This is a genomic window from Corallococcus carmarthensis (assembly GCF_003611695.1).
Classification (GTDB): Bacteria; Myxococcota; Myxococcia; order Myxococcales; family Myxococcaceae; genus Corallococcus; species Corallococcus carmarthensis.
Genome location: NZ_RAWE01000212.1, coordinates 1 through 17,697, shown reverse-complemented (window position 1 = coordinate 17,697; position 17,697 = coordinate 1). Strand labels below are relative to the sequence as shown.

Here is a 17,697-nt window from a genome sequence, read left to right as displayed (position 1 = left end):
CCACCAGGGCCAGGGCCAGCGCGGTGAGCAGGAGGGGGAGGGGACGGCGCATCGGTGGGGCTCCTCGAGGGGGAGACAGACTCGGAAAGCGGACGGCCCCACCCTAGCTCGTTGCTTCCGGATTTGAATGTGGACTGGACAGGTCCACATTACATAAGAGGCCGTCGCGGGCATCGGGCCCGTGGACAGCCACAGGAGACACCCCAGACATGCTCCGGATGAGCAAGATGACCGACTACGGCATCGTGCTGATGGCCGAGCTGGCGCGCGCGGACGGGGAAACCCGCACCACGCGAGAGCTGGCGGCGCGCACGCGTGTCTCCCTTCCGTCCGCGAGCAAGGTCCTGAAGGGCCTGTTGCAGGCGGGGCTGGTGGTGTCGCACCGGGGCGCGAACGGTGGCTATGGCCTGTCGCGTCCGGCGGAGGCCATCTCCCTGGCGGAGCTGGTGACCGCGCTGGAGGGGCCGGTGTCCCTCACGGAGTGTGGCCAGCACCAGGGCAAGCCCGCCGGCCCCTGTGAGCTGGAGTCCGTCTGCCAGGTGCGAGGCCACTGGCGCCTCATCAATCAAGCCATCCAGGAAGCGCTGGGGAGGCTGACGCTCGCGGACCTGCGCGCGCCCGTGCCCCGCATGCCGGAGCGGCTGGTGGGCCTGGGCCTGCCGGCGTCCCTCGGCGCTCCTCCTTCCGTCACGGGAGTCCGTTCATGACCAGCACCGAAACCATCCAGGAGCTGGCCCGCAAGGGCTATCAGGCGGGCTTCGTCACCCAGGTGGAGGCGGACACGCTGCCGCCCGGCCTGGACGAGGACGTCATCCGCGTCCTGTCCGCGAAGAAGAACGAACCGGCCTTCATGCTGGAGTGGCGCCTGAAGGCGTACCGCCACTGGCTCACGCTGAAGGAGCCCACGTGGCAGGCGGTGAAGTACCACCCCATCGACTACCAGGCCATCCGCTACTACTCGGCGCCGAAGCAGAAGCCGAAGAAGGACAGCCTGTCGGAGGTGGATCCGGAGATCCTCCGCACCTACGAGAAGCTGGGCATCCCGCTGGAGGAGCAGAAGCGGCTTCAGAACGTCGCGGTGGACGCGGTGTTCGACTCCGTGTCGGTGGCCACCACGTTCCGGGAGAAGCTCTACAAGGCGGGCGTCATCTTCTGCTCGTTCTCCGAAGCGGTGCGCGAGCACCCGGAGCTGGTGGAGCGCTACCTGGGCACGGTGGTGCCCTTCTCCGACAACTTCTTCGCGGCGCTCAACTCCGCGGTCTTCAGCGACGGTTCGTTCTGCTACGTGCCCAAGGGCGTGAAGTGCCCCATGGAGCTGTCCACGTACTTCCGCATCAACGCGGCGGACACGGGCCAGTTCGAGCGCACGCTGCTCATCGCGGATGAAGGCGCCTCCGTGAGCTACCTGGAGGGCTGCACCGCGCCCATGCGCGACACCAACCAGTTGCACGCGGCGGTGGTGGAGCTGGTGGCGCTGGACGGCGCGTCCATCAAGTACAGCACGGTGCAGAACTGGTACCCGGGCGACGCGGAGGGGCGGGGCGGCATCTACAACTTCGTCACCAAGCGCGGCATCGCGCACCGGGGCTCCAAGATTTCGTGGACCCAGGTGGAGACGGGTTCGGCGATTACCTGGAAGTACCCCAGCGTCATCCTCAAGGGGGATGACGCGGTGGGCGAGTTCTACTCGGTGGCGCTCACCAACCACCGGCAGCAGGCGGACACGGGCACGAAGATGGTGCACATCGGGAAGAACACCCGGTCCACCATCGTGTCCAAGGGCATCTCCGCGGGCCGCGGGCAGAACACGTACCGGGGCCTGGTGAAGGTGCTCAAGAGCGCGGCGAACGCACGCAACTACACGCAGTGCGATTCGCTGCTGTTGGGCGACGAGTGCGGCGCCCACACGCTGCCGTACATCGAGGTGAAGAACGCGACCGCGCAGGTGGAGCACGAAGCGTCCACGTCGAAGATTGGCGAGGACCAGCTCTTCTACTGCCGGCAGCGCGGCATCTCGCAGGAGGACGCGGTGTCGATGATCGTGAACGGCTTCTGCCGTCAGGTCTTCAAGGAACTGCCCATGGAGTTCGCGGTGGAAGCGCAGAAGCTCCTGGGCGTGAGTCTGGAAGGGAGCGTCGGGTGATGGCGTCGTTGTTGAGCATCCAGGACCTGCACGCCCGCGTGGCCGGCAAGGACATCCTGAAGGGCATCAACCTGGAGGTGGGCGCCGGCGAGGTGCACGCCATCATGGGGCCCAATGGTTCCGGCAAGAGCACGCTCGCGGGCGTGCTGGCGGGGCGTGAGACGTACGAGGTGACGAAGGGCTCCGTGCTCTTCGACGGCAAGGACCTGCTCGGCACTCCGCCGGAGGAGCGCGCGAAGGCGGGCGTGTTCCTGGGGTTCCAGTACCCGGTGGAGATTCCGGGCGTGGGCAACCTGCACTTCCTGCGCACGGCGCTCAACGCGCAGCGCCGCGCGAAGGGCGAGGAAGAGCTGGACGCGATGGACTTCCTCCAGATGGCCAAGGAGAAGGCGAAGCTCGTGCAGCTGGACGCGGCGTTCATGAACCGCTCCGTGAACGAGGGCTTCTCTGGCGGAGAGAAGAAGCGCAACGAGATCTTCCAGATGGCGGTGCTCCAGCCCCGGCTGGCGCTGCTGGATGAGACGGACTCGGGCCTGGACATCGACGCCCTGCGCATCGTCGCGGGCGGCGTGAACGCGCTGCGCGCGAAGGACCGCGCCATGGTGGTGATCACCCACTACCAGCGGCTGCTGGACTACATCGTGCCGGACCGCGTGCATGTGATGTCCGCGGGCCGCATCGTGCGCTCGGGTGGACGCGAGCTGGCGCTGGAGCTGGAGGAGAAGGGCTACGGCTGGATTGGCGGGGAGGGCGGCGCGGCCGGCAAGGCGAAGGAGGCTCGGCCATGAGCGCGTCCCACTACGTGGACGTGGCCCGGTCCTTCCAGGCGCGCGGGGATGTCCCCGCGTGGCTCCAGGCGTTTCGTGAGGAAGGCCTGAGCCAGTTCCAGGCGCGCGGTCTGCCCACGTCCAAGGACGAGGAGTGGAAGTACACGCCTGTCGCCACGCTGTCGTCGCATCCCTTCCAGCCCGTGCGGGACGTGTCCGCAGGCGAGGACGTGGCCCAGGCGGTGGCGCGGCTGGCGCTGCCCGGCCCCCGGCTTGTGTTCGTGGATGGGCGCTTCGTGCCGGCGCTGTCGGTGCTCACCGGCCTGCCGCGCGGCGTGGTGCTCAAGCCGCTGTCGCAGGCGCTGCGTGAGGACGGAGCGCTGTTGCAGGAGACGCTGGGCCAGTTCTCGCGGCCGTCCGCGCATGCCTTCACGTCGCTCAACGCGGCGCTGCTGGAGGAGGGCGCGCTGCTGACGCTCGCGCCCCGGGCCTTGAGCGAGGTGCCGGTGCAGCTGCTGTTCCTCGCGCGCGGTGGCGACGGGCCGGTGCTGGCCAGCCCGCGCATCGTCGTGGTGGCGGGCGAGGGCAGCGAGGCCACGCTGGTGGAGACGTACGCGGGCCTGGGCACCGGGGCCACCTTCACCAACGCGGTGACGGAGGTGTCGCTGGGGGACAACGCCAGCCTGCGCCACTTCAAGCTCCAGGCGGAGGGCGACACCGCGCTGCACCTGGGCGGGCTGTATTCGCGGCAGGGGCGCGACAGCCGCTTCCAGTCGCATGCGTTCTCGTTCGGCGGGGCGCTGGCTCGCAATGAAGTGCACGCGGCCTTCGCGGGCGAGGGCGGCGAGTGCGTGCTCAACGGCCTGTTCGTGGGCCGGGGCACGCAGCACCTGGACAACCGCACGGACCTGGACCACGCGGTGCCGCACTGCTCCAGCCGCGAGCTCTACAAGGGCGTGCTGGACGACCGCTCGCGCGGGACCTTCCACGGGAAGATCCTCGTGCGCGAGGACGCGCAGAAGACGGACGCGAGCCAGACCAGCCGCAACCTGCTGCTCTCCGAGGGCGCGCAGGTGGACGCACGGCCGCAGCTGGAGATCTTCGCGGACGACGTGAAGTGCGCGCACGGCACGGCGGTGGGCCGGCTGGATGACAACGCGCTGTTCTACCTGCGCTCGCGCGGCATCTCGAAGGTGGATGCGGAGCGGATGCTGACGCAGGCGTTCGCCAGCGAGTTGGTGCGCGCGGTGCCGGAAGGTCCGGTGCGCGCGCGGGTGGAGGCGTTGCTGGCGGAAAAGCTGCCGGGTTCGGCGGAGGTGATGGGATGAGTGGGCCTGGATTCGACCTCGCGCGGGTTCGCGCGGACTTCCCCATCCTGCGGCAGGAGGTGCGGGGCCGTCCGTTGGTGTACCTGGACAGCGCCGCCACGGGGCAGAAGCCTCAGGCGGTGCTGGACGCGCTGACGCGCTACTACACGCACGACAACGCCAACGTGCACCGCGGCGTGCACATCCTCTCCGAGCGCGCCACGCAGGCCTTCGAGGACGCGCGCGAGACGGTGCGCCGCTTCATCCACGCCAAGGACGTGCGCGAGGTCATCTTCGTGCGCGGCACCACGGAGGCCATCAACCTGGTGGCCGCCACCTACGGCCGCAAGCACGTGGGCCCGGGCGACGAGGTGCTCATCTCCGCGATGGAGCACCACTCCAACATCGTGCCCTGGCAGATGGTGTGCGACGCGGCGGGCGCGAAGCTGCGCGTCATCCCGGTGGACGAGCGCGGTGAGCTGCGCATGGACACGGTGGACGCGCTGCTCACGGAGAAGACGCGCCTCTTGGCCATCACGCACGTGTCCAACGCGCTGGGCTCCGTGAACCCCATCAAGGAGCTGGTGGCGAAGGCGCATGCCAGGAACATCCCGGTGCTGGTGGACGGGGCGCAGTCGGTGACGCACTTCCAGGTGGACGTGCAGGACCTGGACTGTGACTTCTACGCCTTCAGCGGGCACAAGCTCTTCGGGCCCACGGGCATCGGCGTGCTGTACGGGAAGCTGTCGATGCTGGAGCCGCTGCCTCCGTACCAGGGCGGCGGGGACATGATCCTCTCCGTGACGATGGAGAAGACCGTCTACAACCGCGTGCCGCACCGCTTCGAAGCGGGCACGCCGGACATGGCGGGCGCGGTGGGGCTGGCCGCGGCCATCCGCTACCTGGAGGCCGTGGGGATGGAGAACGTGTCCCAGCACGACCAGTGGTTGCTCGCGTACGCGACGCAGGCGCTGGAGTCGGTGCCGGGGCTCAAGCTGGTGGGCACGGCGCCGCGCAAGACGGGCGTGCTGTCCTTCACGATGGAGGACGTCCACCCGCATGACGTGGGCACCATCCTGGACCAGGAGGGCATCTGCATCCGCACCGGGCACCACTGCGCCCAGCCGCTGATGCAGCGCTTCGGGGTGGCGGCCACGGCGAGAGCGTCGCTGGCGCTCTACAACACGACCGAGGACGTGGACGCGCTGGTAAAGGGCCTGCACAAGGTGAAGGAGGTGTTCGCGTGAGTTCCGACCTCAAGGACCTGTACCAGGAGGTGGTGCTGGAGCACTCCAAGCGCCCGCGCAACTTCCGGGTGGTGGAGGGCGCCACCTGCGCGGCGGAGGGCTACAACCCGCTGTGCGGCGACCAGCTCTCCGTGACGCTCAAGCTGGAGGACGGCGTCATCCGCGACATCGGCTTCCAGGGCCAGGGCTGCGCCATCTCCAAGGCGTCCGCGTCGCTGATGACGGGCGCGGTGAAGGACAAGACGCGCGAGGAGGCCGAGGCCCTCTTCGCGCGCGTGCACACGCTGGTGACGGAAGGTCCGGACAAGGTGGATCCGGAGTCGCTGGGCAAGCTCGCGGTGCTGTCGGGCGTGAGCGAGTTCCCGGCCCGGGTGAAGTGCGCGAGCCTGGCGTGGCACACGCTGCACGCGGCGCTGGATGGCCGCTCCACGTCGGTGTCGACGGAGTAGGGAGGGGACATGCGAGGCGCGATGACGGTCATCGAGCGCGACGTGGACGCGATGCTCATCCCCAGCGGGGACAAGGTGTTGCTGCCGGCGGGCTCGGAGTTGACGGTGGTGCAGACGCTGGGCGGCAACGTCACGGTGCAGGATCCGTACGGCCAGCTGTTCCGCATCGACGAGAAGAACGCGGAGGTGCTGGGCGCGGACTACGCGGCGAAGGCCAAGGTCCCCGCCGAAGAGGCCCCGCCCGGGGAGTTCCACGAGGAGCAGGTCTGGGAGCAGCTCCGCACCGTGTATGACCCGGAGATCCCGGTGAACATCGTGGAGCTGGGGCTGGTGTACACGTGCAAGGCCACGCCGCTGGAAGAGGGCGGCCAGCGCGTGGACATCGAGATGACGCTCACCGCGCCCGGCTGCGGCATGGGCCAGGTGCTGGTGGAGGACGTGCGCTCCAAGGTGTCCGCGCTGCCCGGCGTGAAGGAAGCCCACGTGGAGCTCGTCTGGGAGCCGCAGTGGGACCAGAGCCGCATGACGGATGTCGCGCGGCTCCAGCTCGGCTGGATGTGAAATCACGGGCGGTGCCCGGGCCCGGGCCGTCTGCTAGGCCAGGGCCTTCCTGCTGCGTGCGACCAGTCCCAGCGTGGCCGCGGCGGCGAGCCCACCCGCGAGCCACCGGGGCCAGCGCGGCGCGGCTTCCGTGGTGGTGCGGCGGGCGATGGCGGGCGACATGCGCTCCGCGAAGAGCTCCACCATCGCGTGCTCGAAGGCGAGCAGGTCGTGCGGCCCCCGGCTGGACACCCAGTTGCTGTCGCGCACCACGGGCTCGTCCGTCCAGTGCGCGCCCGCGTTCTCCATGTCATTGCGGATGCCCGGCCAGGACGTCAGGTGGCGGCCTTCCAGGAGCCCCGCGGACGCGAGCAGCCACGGCCCGTGACAGATGACCGCGATGGGCTGGTCCAGCAGGTCCGCGTCCTTCACGAAGTCCAGCGCCAGGGCGCTCTGCCGGAGGAAGTCCGGGTTCATGAAGCCGCCGGGCAGGAGCAGCGCGTCGAAGTCAGCGGCCTTCACGTCGCGCAGCGTGGCGTCCACGCGCACCTTGCGGCCGGGTACCAGCAGGTTCATGCCCCGGATGCGGCCCTTGTGAAGGGAGACAATGGTGACGCGCGCGCCCTCTCGCTCCAGGCGCTTCACCGGCCGCGTCAGCTCCACCTGCTCGAAGCCATCCGCCGCCAGCACGGCCACCCGCATCCCCTTCAGCTTCTTCATTGCCCTGTCTCCCCGATGTCCGTCGATGCCCTACAGCCCGAACCTCCACGGTGGACATGCCCTTCCGGGAGGGGAAGCGGAGGGCAGGCGGGCAGGCGGGCGCTCGGGGTGCCGCAGGGGTGAAGTCCTCACTGTGACTGGTGCGGCGCGGCATGCGGCGGTCCTGGACGCCCCCTGGCGAACGGCTCTACGACAAGGGGTGCTCGTGCTCCCGGCGGTGTGTCGCCACCGTAGCGCGGGCCCCCTTCTGGAGGCGCACGGCATGTCCCCCTCGTTCTCTCCCTGGCTGCACCGGAGCCTGCTCGCGAGCACCGCGCTGCTGCTGGCCCCCATGGGCTGCGCCACGTCGTCACAGGCCGGCGCCGCGCGTGACGAGGCGGCCCTGCGCACGGATGCGCCGCCACGCGTGAAGCCGAAGTGGGGGCTGGTCATCCACGGTGGCGCGGGCGTCATCTCGCGCGAGAACCTGACCCCGGAGCGCGAGGCCGCGATGCGCGCCGCGCTCACGGAGGCGCTCCAGGCGGGGCACGCGGTGCTGGCGAAGGGCGGCCGCAGCCTGGACGCGGTGACGGCGGCCATCCGCGTGCTGGAGGACTCGCCGTACTTCAACGCCGGCAAGGGCGCGGTGTTCAACCACGACGGCGTGAACGAACTGGACGCGGCGGTGATGGATGGAAAGACGCGCATGGCCGGCGCGGTGGCCGGCGTGCGCCACATCCAGAACCCCATCGACCTGGCGCGGCTGGTGATGGAGAAGTCGCCGCACGTGATGATGGTGGGTGACGGCGCGGAGGCCTTCGCGCAGTCGCAGGGCATGCCCCTGGTGGACGCGAAGTACTTCTACACGGAGGAGCGCTGGCAGGGCCTCCAGCGCGCGCTGGAGCAGGAGCGCGCGAAGCAGGCTCCTCCCGCGCCGCAAGGGCAGCCGCCCGCGAGCCAACAGCCGCCCACGCAGGGCGCGACGCCCGCGCAGCCGCTGACGCCAGGTCAGCCTTCCCCAACACCTGCGCAGCCGTCCGCACCGGGCCAGCCGCCCACGACGCCAGCGCCGTCATCCCCGGGACAGGCGCCAACGACGCCTCCGCCGTCGAATCAGGGGCAGCCCGCGACACCGGCGCAGCCACAGCCCGGCTCGTCACTGACTCCGGGCGTGGATCCCATCACGGGGGACCACAAGTTCGGCACGGTGGGCGCGGTGGCGTTGGACCAGGAAGGCAACCTCGCGGCGGGCACGTCCACGGGCGGCATGACCAACAAGCGCTTCGGCCGCGTGGGGGACTCGCCCATCATCGGCGCGGGCACCTACGCGGATGAGCGCTGCGCCGTCTCCGCCACGGGTCACGGGGAGTTCTTCATCCGCTACACGGTGGCGCGCGACATCTGCGCCCGCGTCGAATACCAGGACCTGCCGCTCCCCGAGGCCGCCAACTACGTCATCCACGACGTGCTGGTGAAGGCCGGCGGGGAGGGCGGCGTCATCGCCATGGACCGGCAGGGCCACGTGGCCATGCCCTTCAACTCCAGCGGCATGTATCGCGGCTACATCGGCGAGGACGGCACGCCCACCGTCGCCATCTTCCAGCAGCCCTAGGCAGGCGGCCGAACCCGAAGCACGCGCTACAGCTTCACGAGCGACACGTCATCCATGTGGATGAAGTTGGCGGTGTCGCCGGTGGTCGCCTGCGTGTGGAAGCCGAACTCCAGGGAGCCGCCCGTCACGGAGATGGCGGGCGTCTCCACCTGGGTCCAATCCCCATACGTGCCCAGCGCGGTGAACACCGCCGCGCACGAGCCGCACGTCTTCACCTGGAGGCGCGACAGCGCGAAGCTGCCGCCCTTGCGCACCCACGCGCGGACCTTGTAGCTGCCGGACGCGAGCCCGGAGACGGACTGATACGTCCACGTCTCGAACGGGGCGCCGCTCCAGTGCGTCAGGTGGTTCGCGCTGGCGTGGCCCCCGTTGTACGTCTCCGTGAAGGCCGCGCCCGCGGTGCCGTTGGGCGTCCACGTCGTCCAGCCGGTCATGCCGGACTCGAAGCCGCCGTTCGTCACGGACACGCCCGAGCCACCACCGCCGCCGTTCAGGATGTTGCGCGCCCCGGTGACGTCCAGCGAGAACAGCGCGGAGGCCGCCTGGTTGAGCTGCGCCTGCTTGTTGCCGTCCCCCGCGTACTGCTTGCGCTGCTGGTACAGGGTGTTGATCAGCTCCAGCTCGCTCTGCGAATACGGCACGCCCAGCTTCTGCTGGAGCGACGTGAGGAACCCGTAGCCGAACTCGCGCGTGGGTTCGATCATCGTCCCCTCGCCGTAGTCGTTCCAGGTGTTGAGCTGGAAGTGATTGATGCTGCCCGCGTTCTTCGCCAGGTCCAGCGTCTGGTTGAAGCTGTTCAACCCGTTATGGGCAATCTCCCAGGTGGGCCCGCCCCAACCGCCCGCCGCGTAGAACGACCGGAAGCCCGGGTAGACGGAGCCGAACTTCAGGGGCGAAGGCTGGTTGTTATAGAAGTGCGTGAGGCCCGTGGTGAAGTCCGGGTAGATCCACGCGAACTCGCCCTTCGCGTTCGCGCCCGCCTCACCGGACTCGTACCAGAGCGTCAGGAACGTGGGCTTCTGGCTCAGCGGTGAGAAGACGTTCGTCCAGTCCCCGGCGGACTGGAACGTCTGCGGCCCGAACACGAGCAGCAGCGGCGCGTTGTTCACCCGGATGTAGTTGGACTGGTTGAAGTAGCGGTCGCGCAGGTACGCCATGTCGTTGCGGCCGGCGCCCAGCTTGTCGCTGATGAAGCCCGCCTCGTACGCGAGCTGCGCGTTGTGGTCCTCGTACACCACCGCGAAGTCCAGCCCCACCGCCGCCGTCTGCGCGATGATGGCCTCCGTGTTGGCGCGGTTCTTCGGGTAGTCCCAGGCGTTGATGGTGCCCGGCCAGTCGATGAGCACCCCGTCCACGCCCGCGTACTTCATGAGCAGCAGCTGGTACTCGATGACGTCCCGGTCCCCGGAGCCGTACGGCCCGATGAGCGGGTAGTAGTAGGACGCAATCTGCCGCCGCCCGGAGCCGTCCACCACGTCCGGGTTCTGGTTGGCCATGGTCCAGTGGATGCCCCACGCGCCCGTGCCCGACGTGGACCGCGTCTCGAACCAGGGCATCAGGTGCACGTAGACCTTCTTGCCCACCGTCTTCGGCACCGGCACCGCCGCGTCCGCCGCGAGGAAACCCCACAGCGCGCAGACAAGGCCCGCGCCCAGCGAAACCCAACCCTGACGTCTCATGTGAACAGGCTCCTGGCCGGTAAGGCGCGAAACGCCTCGGCCAGGAGCCACGTTGCCATAAGACACTATCAACCAGGAATATGAGTATTCCTGGAAGGTCGCGTCGCGACGGTTACTGCTTCACGAGGAACAGCTCGCGCACCTGGAGCAGGTCCACGTCACCGGCGAAGGCGGAGAACTTCTCGTACTCCGCCGGGGTGACGCGGGCGCGGGGCAGGTTGATGGACTCCGCGATGGAGAGCGTGCGGCCGTCCTGCTTCTCCGAACGGGTGAAGTGGCCGAACTCGCTGTCCACCTTCAGGCCCGCCTGCGGGTCGCTGAGCTTCCAGCCCTGGGGCAGGGTGACGGCGACGTTGGTGCGGCTGGCCTCCGTGTCGTCGATGTAGAGCGGCGTGGTGCGGGTGGACAGCTGCACGTAGCGCCGGCCCAGCAGGGCGGGGAAGGTGAGGGGGCCCAGCGCCATGCGGCTGTCGCCCTCCATGCGCCCGAAGCGGGGCACGGTGAACGCGTAGCGCAGCACGAAGGGCGCGCCCACGGCCTCCTGGCGCTCCAGCTTCACGGAGGACAGCTCCGCGCCGCCGAAGTAGCGCGACACCGCGCCCTGGAGCGCCTGGTTGCGGCTCTCCGCGGACAGCTGCTCGAAGGCCTCGGCGATCTGCGCGGCCTCGAAGCCGGAGTAGGTCTCCTCGCCCTGGCCCTTGAGGCTGCCGTCGGCGCCCAGCTCCAGGGTGAGCTTCACGTCCTTGCCCGCGCGCGGCTTGAGCGGCGGCGTCTTCACCTTCTGCAGGGGCTTGCCGGGCTCCGGCAGCAGGTACGCCTCGCGCTCGCCCATGGCGGTCTCCGGCAGCTCTCCGAAGGGGCCGAAGCGCACGGACGTGTCCAGCCACACCGGCTGCTCACCCGGCACCTCCACGCGCAGCGCCGCGTAGGGCAGGAGCGCGTCCGCGGGGAAGAGGTAGGGCGCGGGGTCGGTGTTGAAGGTGCGCACCGCGGCGATGCGCGAAGGGATGCCCAGCGTCTCCAGGCCCGCCTTCATCACGGTGAGCCGGCTGCCGCGGTCCTGCGCCACCGTGGAGGCCGCGGACTGCGCGAGGCTCGCGTCGCGTCCGGAGAAGCGCTTCATCACCGCTGCGTGCAGCGCCTTCACCGCGTCCAGGCCCTGCTTGCCCTCCGTGGCCTGGCGCGCGAAGGACTCCACTTCGGACGTGCGCAGCCACCGGTCCTGGAACGCGTCGCCGTACACGCGCGCCAGGCCGTCGTTGCCCGTCTCTCCCGCGCCCACCATCACGAAGGGCAGGTACTCGTTGCCAGAGGGCGGCGCGTCCGGCTCCGGGATGAACGGCGGCACGCGGCGCGCGTCGTAGTGGAACACCTCCACGTCGCCCTTCACCTCCGGCGGCGGCGCCTTCATGCCGTGCGCGTCCACCTTCATGCCGCTGCCCTTGGGCGCGACCACGGTGTAAGTGCTCCACGCGTTCGGCTGGTTGGCGATTTGAAAGTAGAACGCGGACGCGGTGAAGCCCGGCTGCGCGGGGCCGCGGTCGCTTTCGGGCAGCAGGTACTCCACCTCCACGGAGTCACCGACCTGCACGCCGGGCAGGCTCATGGTGTCCTTGCCCTCGATGTTCTCCGGCTCCAGCACGCGGCCGTCGGCCTTGAGCGTGCGCAGCGCCAGCAGCTGGGCGCCCCGCGGGATGTTCACCTCCGCGATCTCCTGCACGCCCGACTGCTCCAGCGCCTTCTGGATGGTGTGGATGCGGTTGACGAGCGAGCCGTCCGGGTAGACCTGCACCGCCGCCGCGTCCAGCACGTACGCCGCCGAGCTGCCGCCGGTGACGGGCGCCGCCTCGTAGGCCTTCAGCGCCTCCTTGCCGTCGATGGCGTACGCCGCCAGCAGCTCCTTGCCCGTCTTCGCGCGCTCCACCGCGCGGCGAAGCGACAGGTCCGTGCCGTCCAGCTTCAGCGCCTGCTCGCGCAGCTTCAGCGCCTCCGCGCCCTGGCCCGCGTACTCGCGCACGTCCGCCAGCCGCTTGAGGAGCTCCGCGTTGCGCGGCCACACGGTGGTCTGCGTCTGGAGCACCTTCGCCGCGTCGTCGTAGCGGCGCTGGCTCACGTAGATGCCGGAGAGCGCCGCGGCGGTGGTGAGGTTGTCCGGGTCCTGCGCCAGCAGCTGCGTGTAGCCCTTCGCCGCGCCCTCCAGGTCGCCGCGCGTGCGCAGGTGGTCCACCCGCCGCGCGTCCGCGCCGGGGCAGCCCTCCTGGGCCTTCACCAGGTCGTCGGTGCGGGCCACCGCGTCGCGCCGGCGCGCCAGCGAGTACTGCAACCCCAGCGCCTCGCACAGGCCCGGCTGGGCCTCCAGTGCCGAGGCCAGGGCGACCTCCGCCTGCGCGTCCACGTCCAGCGCCAGCGCGGCGCGGGCCAGCAGGATGTGCACCGGGAAGCCCGCGGGCTTCACCGCGTCGCGCGCCGTCTTCAGCGTGTCCAGCGCGGTGGCCGGCTGGCCGTCATCCAGGAAGAGGTCCGCGCGCAGGAGCAGCGCGGCCACGTTGCCCGGGTCCTTCGCCAGCGCCGCCTCCAGGTCGCGCGTGGCCCGGCCGCGCGCCACCTTGGACGGGATGCCGCGGTCCTGCGCGGCCTGCTCCGCGCGCAGGGTGAGCAGCGCGGGCGTCGTGGCCTCCACCTTCGCCATCAGCCGCTGGGCGCCGTCCGCGTCGCGCGCCAGGCCGTCGCGCACCGCGAGGAAGGTGCTCAGCGTCTCACCGGCCTCGGCCTGGAGCGCCTGGGCCAGGTCCTCCGCGCCCGGGTACATGTCCGGGACCTCCACCTCGCCCGGGGCGCTCGCGTTCCAGCGCGGCGCGGGCCCGGTGGCCGCGGTGAGGCGCACCCCGGAGGGGCTTCCGTCCGCCTTCACCAGCGCGAAGGTGATGCCGCCCTGGGTGTTGTCGCGGGACAGCTTCACCACGAAGCGGTGCTTGCCGGCGGGGAGCTCCAGCGCGCGCACGCTCACCGTGGACGCGGTGCGTGCCCAGTCGCGGCGCTCCAGCACGGGGGCGCCGTCCATCAACACGCGGTGCGACGTCTGGCTCACGGTGCGCAGCACGTACACGCCGCCTTCCGCCACCTCCGCGTCGATGCCCAGCGCGTACATGTCCCCGTGGCCGGGCTCGCCGCCCAGGTCCAGCCGGCCGTCCGGCGAGCGCACCGTGCGCGCCGCGAGCGCGCCGTACGCGCCCGTGAAGGGGCCCGCGAAGGAGCCGTCCTTCTCCGGCGTGATGGGCTCGTCGATGGCCAGCACGTGGAAGGGCGAGAAGGGGCCCACCAGCGTGGCCTCGGTCGCGCCGCCCAGGTCCTTGAGCGTCTGGGCCTGGGTGGCCGTGTCCGCGCGCAAGCTCGCCACCGCCAGGCGCGAGGCGCGCAGCAGGTAGGCCGTCTCACCCCGGGCGCCCGCGGTGAGCGCGGCGTCCACGGCCTTGAGGATGTTGTCGTCCTCCGCGCGCGAGGTGCCCACGCGGTCCAGCATGTAGCGGGCGGCGATGACGGCCACCGGGTGGCGGGGGGCGCGCTTCACCAGCTCCAGCGACGCGGCGAGCGCGCGGTCGGACTGGCCGTTACGCCGGGCCAGGAGCGCCTGGCCCTGCAGGGCGTACGGGTCGCCGGGGTCCTTCTGCACGGCGGCGTCGAAGCGCTGCTGCGCGAGCTTCACATCGCCCGCGACGAGGTACGCGTGGAAGCCCGCGAACGCGAGCGTGCGCGCCTCCGCGTCACCCTGGCCGGCGCGCTCGGCGGCGGACTCGAGCACGTGGGGCGCGACGACGGAGGAGGGCCGGGGGCAGCCGGTGAGTCCGGCGACGAGAGCGAGCGCGGTCAGGCCGCGACGGAAGGTGCGCATAGGGGAGCCGAGGGATAATGCAATCCCCTCGGAGAGGCCATATTCCCCTTGAGGTGCGTGTCCGGGACTGGCCCAGGTTCAGCGGCTCCGCGATGGGGCGCTGATCCTTCCCCTGTCCGACGAAGGCCTGCAGCACGCCGTCCTCGGTGACGAACAGCTCCAGCCGCACCTCGCCCTCCGGGGACGCGAGGCCCAGCATGGCCCCGCTGCGCTCGCCCAGGGACCACTCCAGGGACAGCGGCGCGCCCGCGCCGTGGTGCACGAGCGTCACGTAGCGGCCCTCGCGGCCCATCAGGCCCAGTGAGGCCACCGGCTCCGGCGGAGGGCCATTCAGCACTTCCTTCAGGCGGCGCTTCCATGTGGTCGGCGGCGCTTCAGCGCGCACGCGCGCGGTCAGCCGGGCGACGCCGCCCACCAGCCCCACCACGTCCACGCGGGCGCGGCCCACGCGCAGCTCCGCGTCGTCCAGGGGCGGGAAGACGATGGCCTTGTTCTCGAAGGCCAGTTCGCGGCCGGCCTTCACCACCTGCGGCGAGTCCGGCCCTTCTCCCATCGTCACGCGGCGCTTGTCCGGGGTGACGTCCTCCACCCGGCCGGGACTGTTGAGCGTCTTGACGCCGGCCCGCTCCTCCATGATGGCCTTGCCCGGCAGCGGCTCCTGCGTGCGCACCTGTCCGCTGCGGTGGTAGGCCACGCCCAGCACGCCCACGGCGGCCAGCACCGTCAGCCCCGCGGCCGTCTGCGCCGTCACGCGCGCCGCGTGGCGCATGGACGCCTTCGCCCGCTGCCAGCGCGTCAGCCTCAGCGGCGGCATGGACAGCAGGCTGCCGGGGACCAGCGGCTCCAGGTCCGCGATGAGCGCGGTGACGGACGGGTAGCGGTCGTCGGGATCCGGCTTGAGGCACCGCATCACGATGGCGTCCACGCGCGGATCCAGGCCCGAGCGCTTGCGCGACGGCGGATCGAAGGTGCCCAGCGGCACCTCGCCCGTGAAGGTCTCGTAGAGGATGACGCCCAGCGAGAAGATGTCCGCTCTCGCGTCCGCGCTCTTCGCGTCCACGCGCTGCTCGGGCGCCATGTACGAGATGGTGCCCATGGACACGTGCGTGGACGTGAGCGCGAAGCGCGAGGCCGCCGTCGCGTCGTCCAGGAAGGACGCCAGGCCGAAGTCGGACACCTTCGCGATGCCGCCGGCCTGCTGATCCAGCAGGATGTTCTCCGGCTTCAGGTCGCGGTGGATGACGCCCCGGCCGTGCGCGTACTCGATGGCCCGGCAGATCTCCAGCATCCGGCGCAGCAGCGTCGGCGTGTCCATGGACGGGCTGCGCATGAGCTCGCGCAGCGACGGCCCGTCCACGAACTCCATCACCAGGTAGTAGGTGGTGTCCGTCTTCCCCTTGTCGACGATGGCGACGACGTGGGGGTGGCTCAGGGTCGCCAGCGCCGCGGCTTCCTTCTGGAAGCGGGCGATGAACGACGGATCCTTGGCCAGCTCCGGGTTCAGCAGCTTCACCGCGACCGTGCGGCCGAGCGACAGCTGGGTGGCCTTGTGGACCTCTCCCATGCCGCCGGCACCGACGAGCTTCTCCAGGCGGTAGCCGCTGACGAGGTCAGGAGGCCGGGAACGACTGATGGCGGTTGGCTCAAACGAGGACATGGGCGGGGCGCAGGGCGTCGAGGGTAGCAGAAACGGGGCGCCGCGTTACCGCTCCCCAGCTGCCCTTCCGGCCCCCTCCCGCTCGCCGGGTGGCCGGGCGGCCATGACCCGGGTGAAGCGCCTTGAAGCCCGCAGGGGGACCGCCAAGGCTCGGAGGTGGGCTCAGGTGTCCCCGACGACGGGGCGCAGCACGCTGGTGAGGTTGGTGCGCACCTGCGACAGCGAAGAGCGCATGTTCGCGTGCCGCACCGACGCGCCAATGGCCCGCGCCAGCGACTTGAGCAGCGACACCTCTTCCGGGCGCCAGATGCGCGACTGGTGGCAGTCCTCGAACGCCACGAACCCCCACCACTGCTTGGCCGGGACGATGGGGCACAAGAGGACGGACTGGACGCCCTGGCGCTCCAGCAGCTCGCGCATCAGCGGCGGCGCTTCGCGCGAGGTGCAGTTGACCACCATCCCCGCCTCCAGCATGTCCGTCCACGCCATCGCGTAGTCGCGGATGGGCAGCGCGCGCAGCACCGGGTGGGCCAGCGGGGACACCACGCCCGGCTCCGCCCACGCGTGGCGCAGGTCCGTGAGGAACCGGCCCGCCAGGTTCGTGGTCCGGTTCTCGAAGATGCAGGCGCGATCCACCTTCATCGGGCGGGCCACCATGCCCAGCGCATCCGAACCCGTCGCCGGGCACAGGCCCTTGTCGAGGAGCAACCGCGACGCTTCGGACACCTTCGTGAACGCTTCGACCATGACCGTCTCGCTTGAAGGGGGGGAGGGGGACACCCCTTCCTGTCGTGGATGCAACGTCATCCACACATGTCCTGTTATGCGCGATTCCTCTGTTCCTGTCAAATGGTGGTTTTACTGGAAATCCAAGAAGTGAAGAGAGGGGGTGGGTCAGGGGGCCGGAACGCGAACAGGGGCGCCCTCGTGAAGAGAGCGCCCCTGTCGGGCACGGCGTGCGATGCAGCCCCCTGGAGGACCGCTGCGAGGGACTACTGCGCGGTCTTGGCGGGCGTCTTCTGCAGGGGCTTCTTGGAGGTGCCCTGCGTGACGGTCTCCGTGCGCCCGGACGGCTGGGTCTCGGTCTTCGCCTCCGTCTTGCCCTCGGTCTTCGCCGGCGCGTTGGGGTCGGCCTGCACGCCGGTGGACTCGGGGGCCTTGGTCGTCTCGGCGGCGGGCGCCTTGGCGGGCGTCTTGGCGGGAGTCGGGGCGGCGATGGCGGCGGTGGTGGCGAACAGGGCGGCGACGAGGAAGGTCTTCATGATGTGGCTCGGATCCGTGACGGGTGGCCGGCGCTGAAGCGCGCCAGGCGTTGTCACCGCGCCTCTGGATGGGTTTGGGGCTTTGTTTATTCACCCGCGGTCCCATCACGGACGTTCGCGAGCGCGCGCTGGAAGGCCACTGGAGCGCCAACGATTCCGCTCCTGCGCGCAAACGACAACAGGGGCACCCTCGCAAAGAGAGCGCCCCTGTCGGGCACCACGTCCTGCCCGTCCCTTGGAGACGGGCGGGAGCGCGTGACGGGAGGGATCAGCCCTCGGTCTTCGTCTCGGTGGTGGTCTTCTTCTCGGTCTTGGTCTTCGTGCCCTTCTTGCCGGCCTTGCCCTCGTGCTTGGTCTCGGTCTTGGACTCGGTCTTCACCTCACCCTGCGCCTCGGGAGCGGGGGCCTGTCTCTTATACACATCTGACGCTGCCGACGACTAGTCG

Annotated in this window: 14 protein-coding genes; 8 read left to right on the top strand and 6 right to left on the bottom strand. The window is 70.4% G+C overall.

All coding sequences use genetic code 11. The features are described from left to right. The first annotated feature begins 209 nt into the window (after window positions 1-209). From D7X32_RS35965 to sufT, 7 genes are read left to right on the top strand one after another with little or no spacing between them, the layout of a single operon-like run. A complete protein-coding gene (locus D7X32_RS35965; protein WP_120607056.1) occupies window positions 210-707 on the top strand; it encodes an SUF system Fe-S cluster assembly regulator in 498 nt (165 codons plus the stop codon). Beyond that, window positions 704-2,143 (top strand): Fe-S cluster assembly protein SufB, encoded by a 1,440-nt coding sequence (gene sufB, locus D7X32_RS35960; protein WP_120607055.1) that lies wholly within the window; start codon window positions 704-706, stop codon window positions 2,141-2,143. The genes D7X32_RS35965 and sufB overlap by 4 nt, the downstream gene beginning before the upstream one ends. Further along, a complete protein-coding gene (gene sufC, locus D7X32_RS35955) occupies window positions 2,143-2,931 on the top strand; it encodes a Fe-S cluster assembly ATPase SufC (protein ID WP_120607054.1) in 789 nt (262 codons plus the stop codon). The genes sufB and sufC overlap by 1 nt, the downstream gene beginning before the upstream one ends. Further along, window positions 2,928-4,238, top strand: coding sequence for a Fe-S cluster assembly protein SufD (gene sufD / locus D7X32_RS35950; RefSeq protein WP_120607053.1), 1,311 nt, complete (start codon window positions 2,928-2,930; stop codon window positions 4,236-4,238). The genes sufC and sufD overlap by 4 nt, the downstream gene beginning before the upstream one ends. Next, a complete protein-coding gene (locus D7X32_RS35945) occupies window positions 4,235-5,464 on the top strand; it encodes a cysteine desulfurase (RefSeq protein ID WP_120607052.1) in 1,230 nt (409 codons plus the stop codon). The genes sufD and D7X32_RS35945 overlap by 4 nt, the downstream gene beginning before the upstream one ends. Continuing rightward, complete coding sequence (gene sufU, locus D7X32_RS35940) at window positions 5,461-5,913, top strand: Fe-S cluster assembly sulfur transfer protein SufU (protein WP_120607051.1); 453 nt, start codon at window positions 5,461-5,463, stop codon at window positions 5,911-5,913. Before D7X32_RS35945 ends, sufU begins: the two co-directional genes overlap by 4 nt. 9 nt (window positions 5,914-5,922) lie before the next feature. Then, window positions 5,923-6,474, top strand: coding sequence for a putative Fe-S cluster assembly protein SufT (sufT, locus tag D7X32_RS35935; RefSeq protein ID WP_120607050.1), 552 nt, complete (start codon window positions 5,923-5,925; stop codon window positions 6,472-6,474). A gap of 33 nt (window positions 6,475-6,507) precedes the next feature. Here the strand turns inward: sufT and D7X32_RS35930 are convergent, their stop codons facing one another. Further along, a complete protein-coding gene (locus D7X32_RS35930; protein WP_120607049.1) occupies window positions 6,508-7,173 on the bottom strand; it encodes a type 1 glutamine amidotransferase domain-containing protein in 666 nt (221 codons plus the stop codon). A gap of 262 nt (window positions 7,174-7,435) precedes the next feature. On the opposite strand from D7X32_RS35930, the gene D7X32_RS35925 reads away from it, so the two are divergent. After that, window positions 7,436-8,764 (top strand): isoaspartyl peptidase/L-asparaginase family protein, encoded by a 1,329-nt coding sequence (locus D7X32_RS35925; RefSeq protein WP_167506546.1) that lies wholly within the window; start codon window positions 7,436-7,438, stop codon window positions 8,762-8,764. A gap of 26 nt (window positions 8,765-8,790) precedes the next feature. On the opposite strand, the gene D7X32_RS35920 is transcribed toward D7X32_RS35925, so the two are convergent. The 5 genes from D7X32_RS35920 to D7X32_RS35900 form a co-directional block, all read right to left on the bottom strand. Continuing rightward, window positions 8,791-10,443, bottom strand: coding sequence for a glycoside hydrolase family 99 protein (locus D7X32_RS35920; protein WP_120607048.1), 1,653 nt, complete (start codon window positions 10,441-10,443; stop codon window positions 8,791-8,793). Window positions 10,444-10,555: 112 nt separating this feature from the next. After that, complete coding sequence (locus tag D7X32_RS35915) at window positions 10,556-14,311, bottom strand: DUF3858 domain-containing protein (RefSeq protein ID WP_244239370.1); 3,756 nt, start codon at window positions 14,309-14,311, stop codon at window positions 10,556-10,558. After that, on the bottom strand, window positions 14,205-15,989 hold the full coding sequence (locus D7X32_RS35910; protein WP_244239369.1) for a serine/threonine-protein kinase: 1,785 nt from the start codon (window positions 15,987-15,989) through the stop codon (window positions 14,205-14,207). The genes D7X32_RS35915 and D7X32_RS35910 overlap by 107 nt, the downstream gene beginning before the upstream one ends. 162 nt (window positions 15,990-16,151) lie before the next feature. Then, window positions 16,152-16,736, bottom strand: coding sequence for a GAF domain-containing protein (locus D7X32_RS35905; protein WP_120607046.1), 585 nt, complete (start codon window positions 16,734-16,736; stop codon window positions 16,152-16,154). A gap of 245 nt (window positions 16,737-16,981) precedes the next feature. Further along, window positions 16,982-17,251 carry a hypothetical protein gene (locus D7X32_RS35900; RefSeq protein WP_120607045.1) on the bottom strand — a complete coding sequence of 90 codons (270 nt, stop codon included), beginning with the start codon at window positions 17,249-17,251 and terminating at the stop codon, window positions 16,982-16,984. Between the last annotated feature and the right edge of the window lie 446 nt (window positions 17,252-17,697).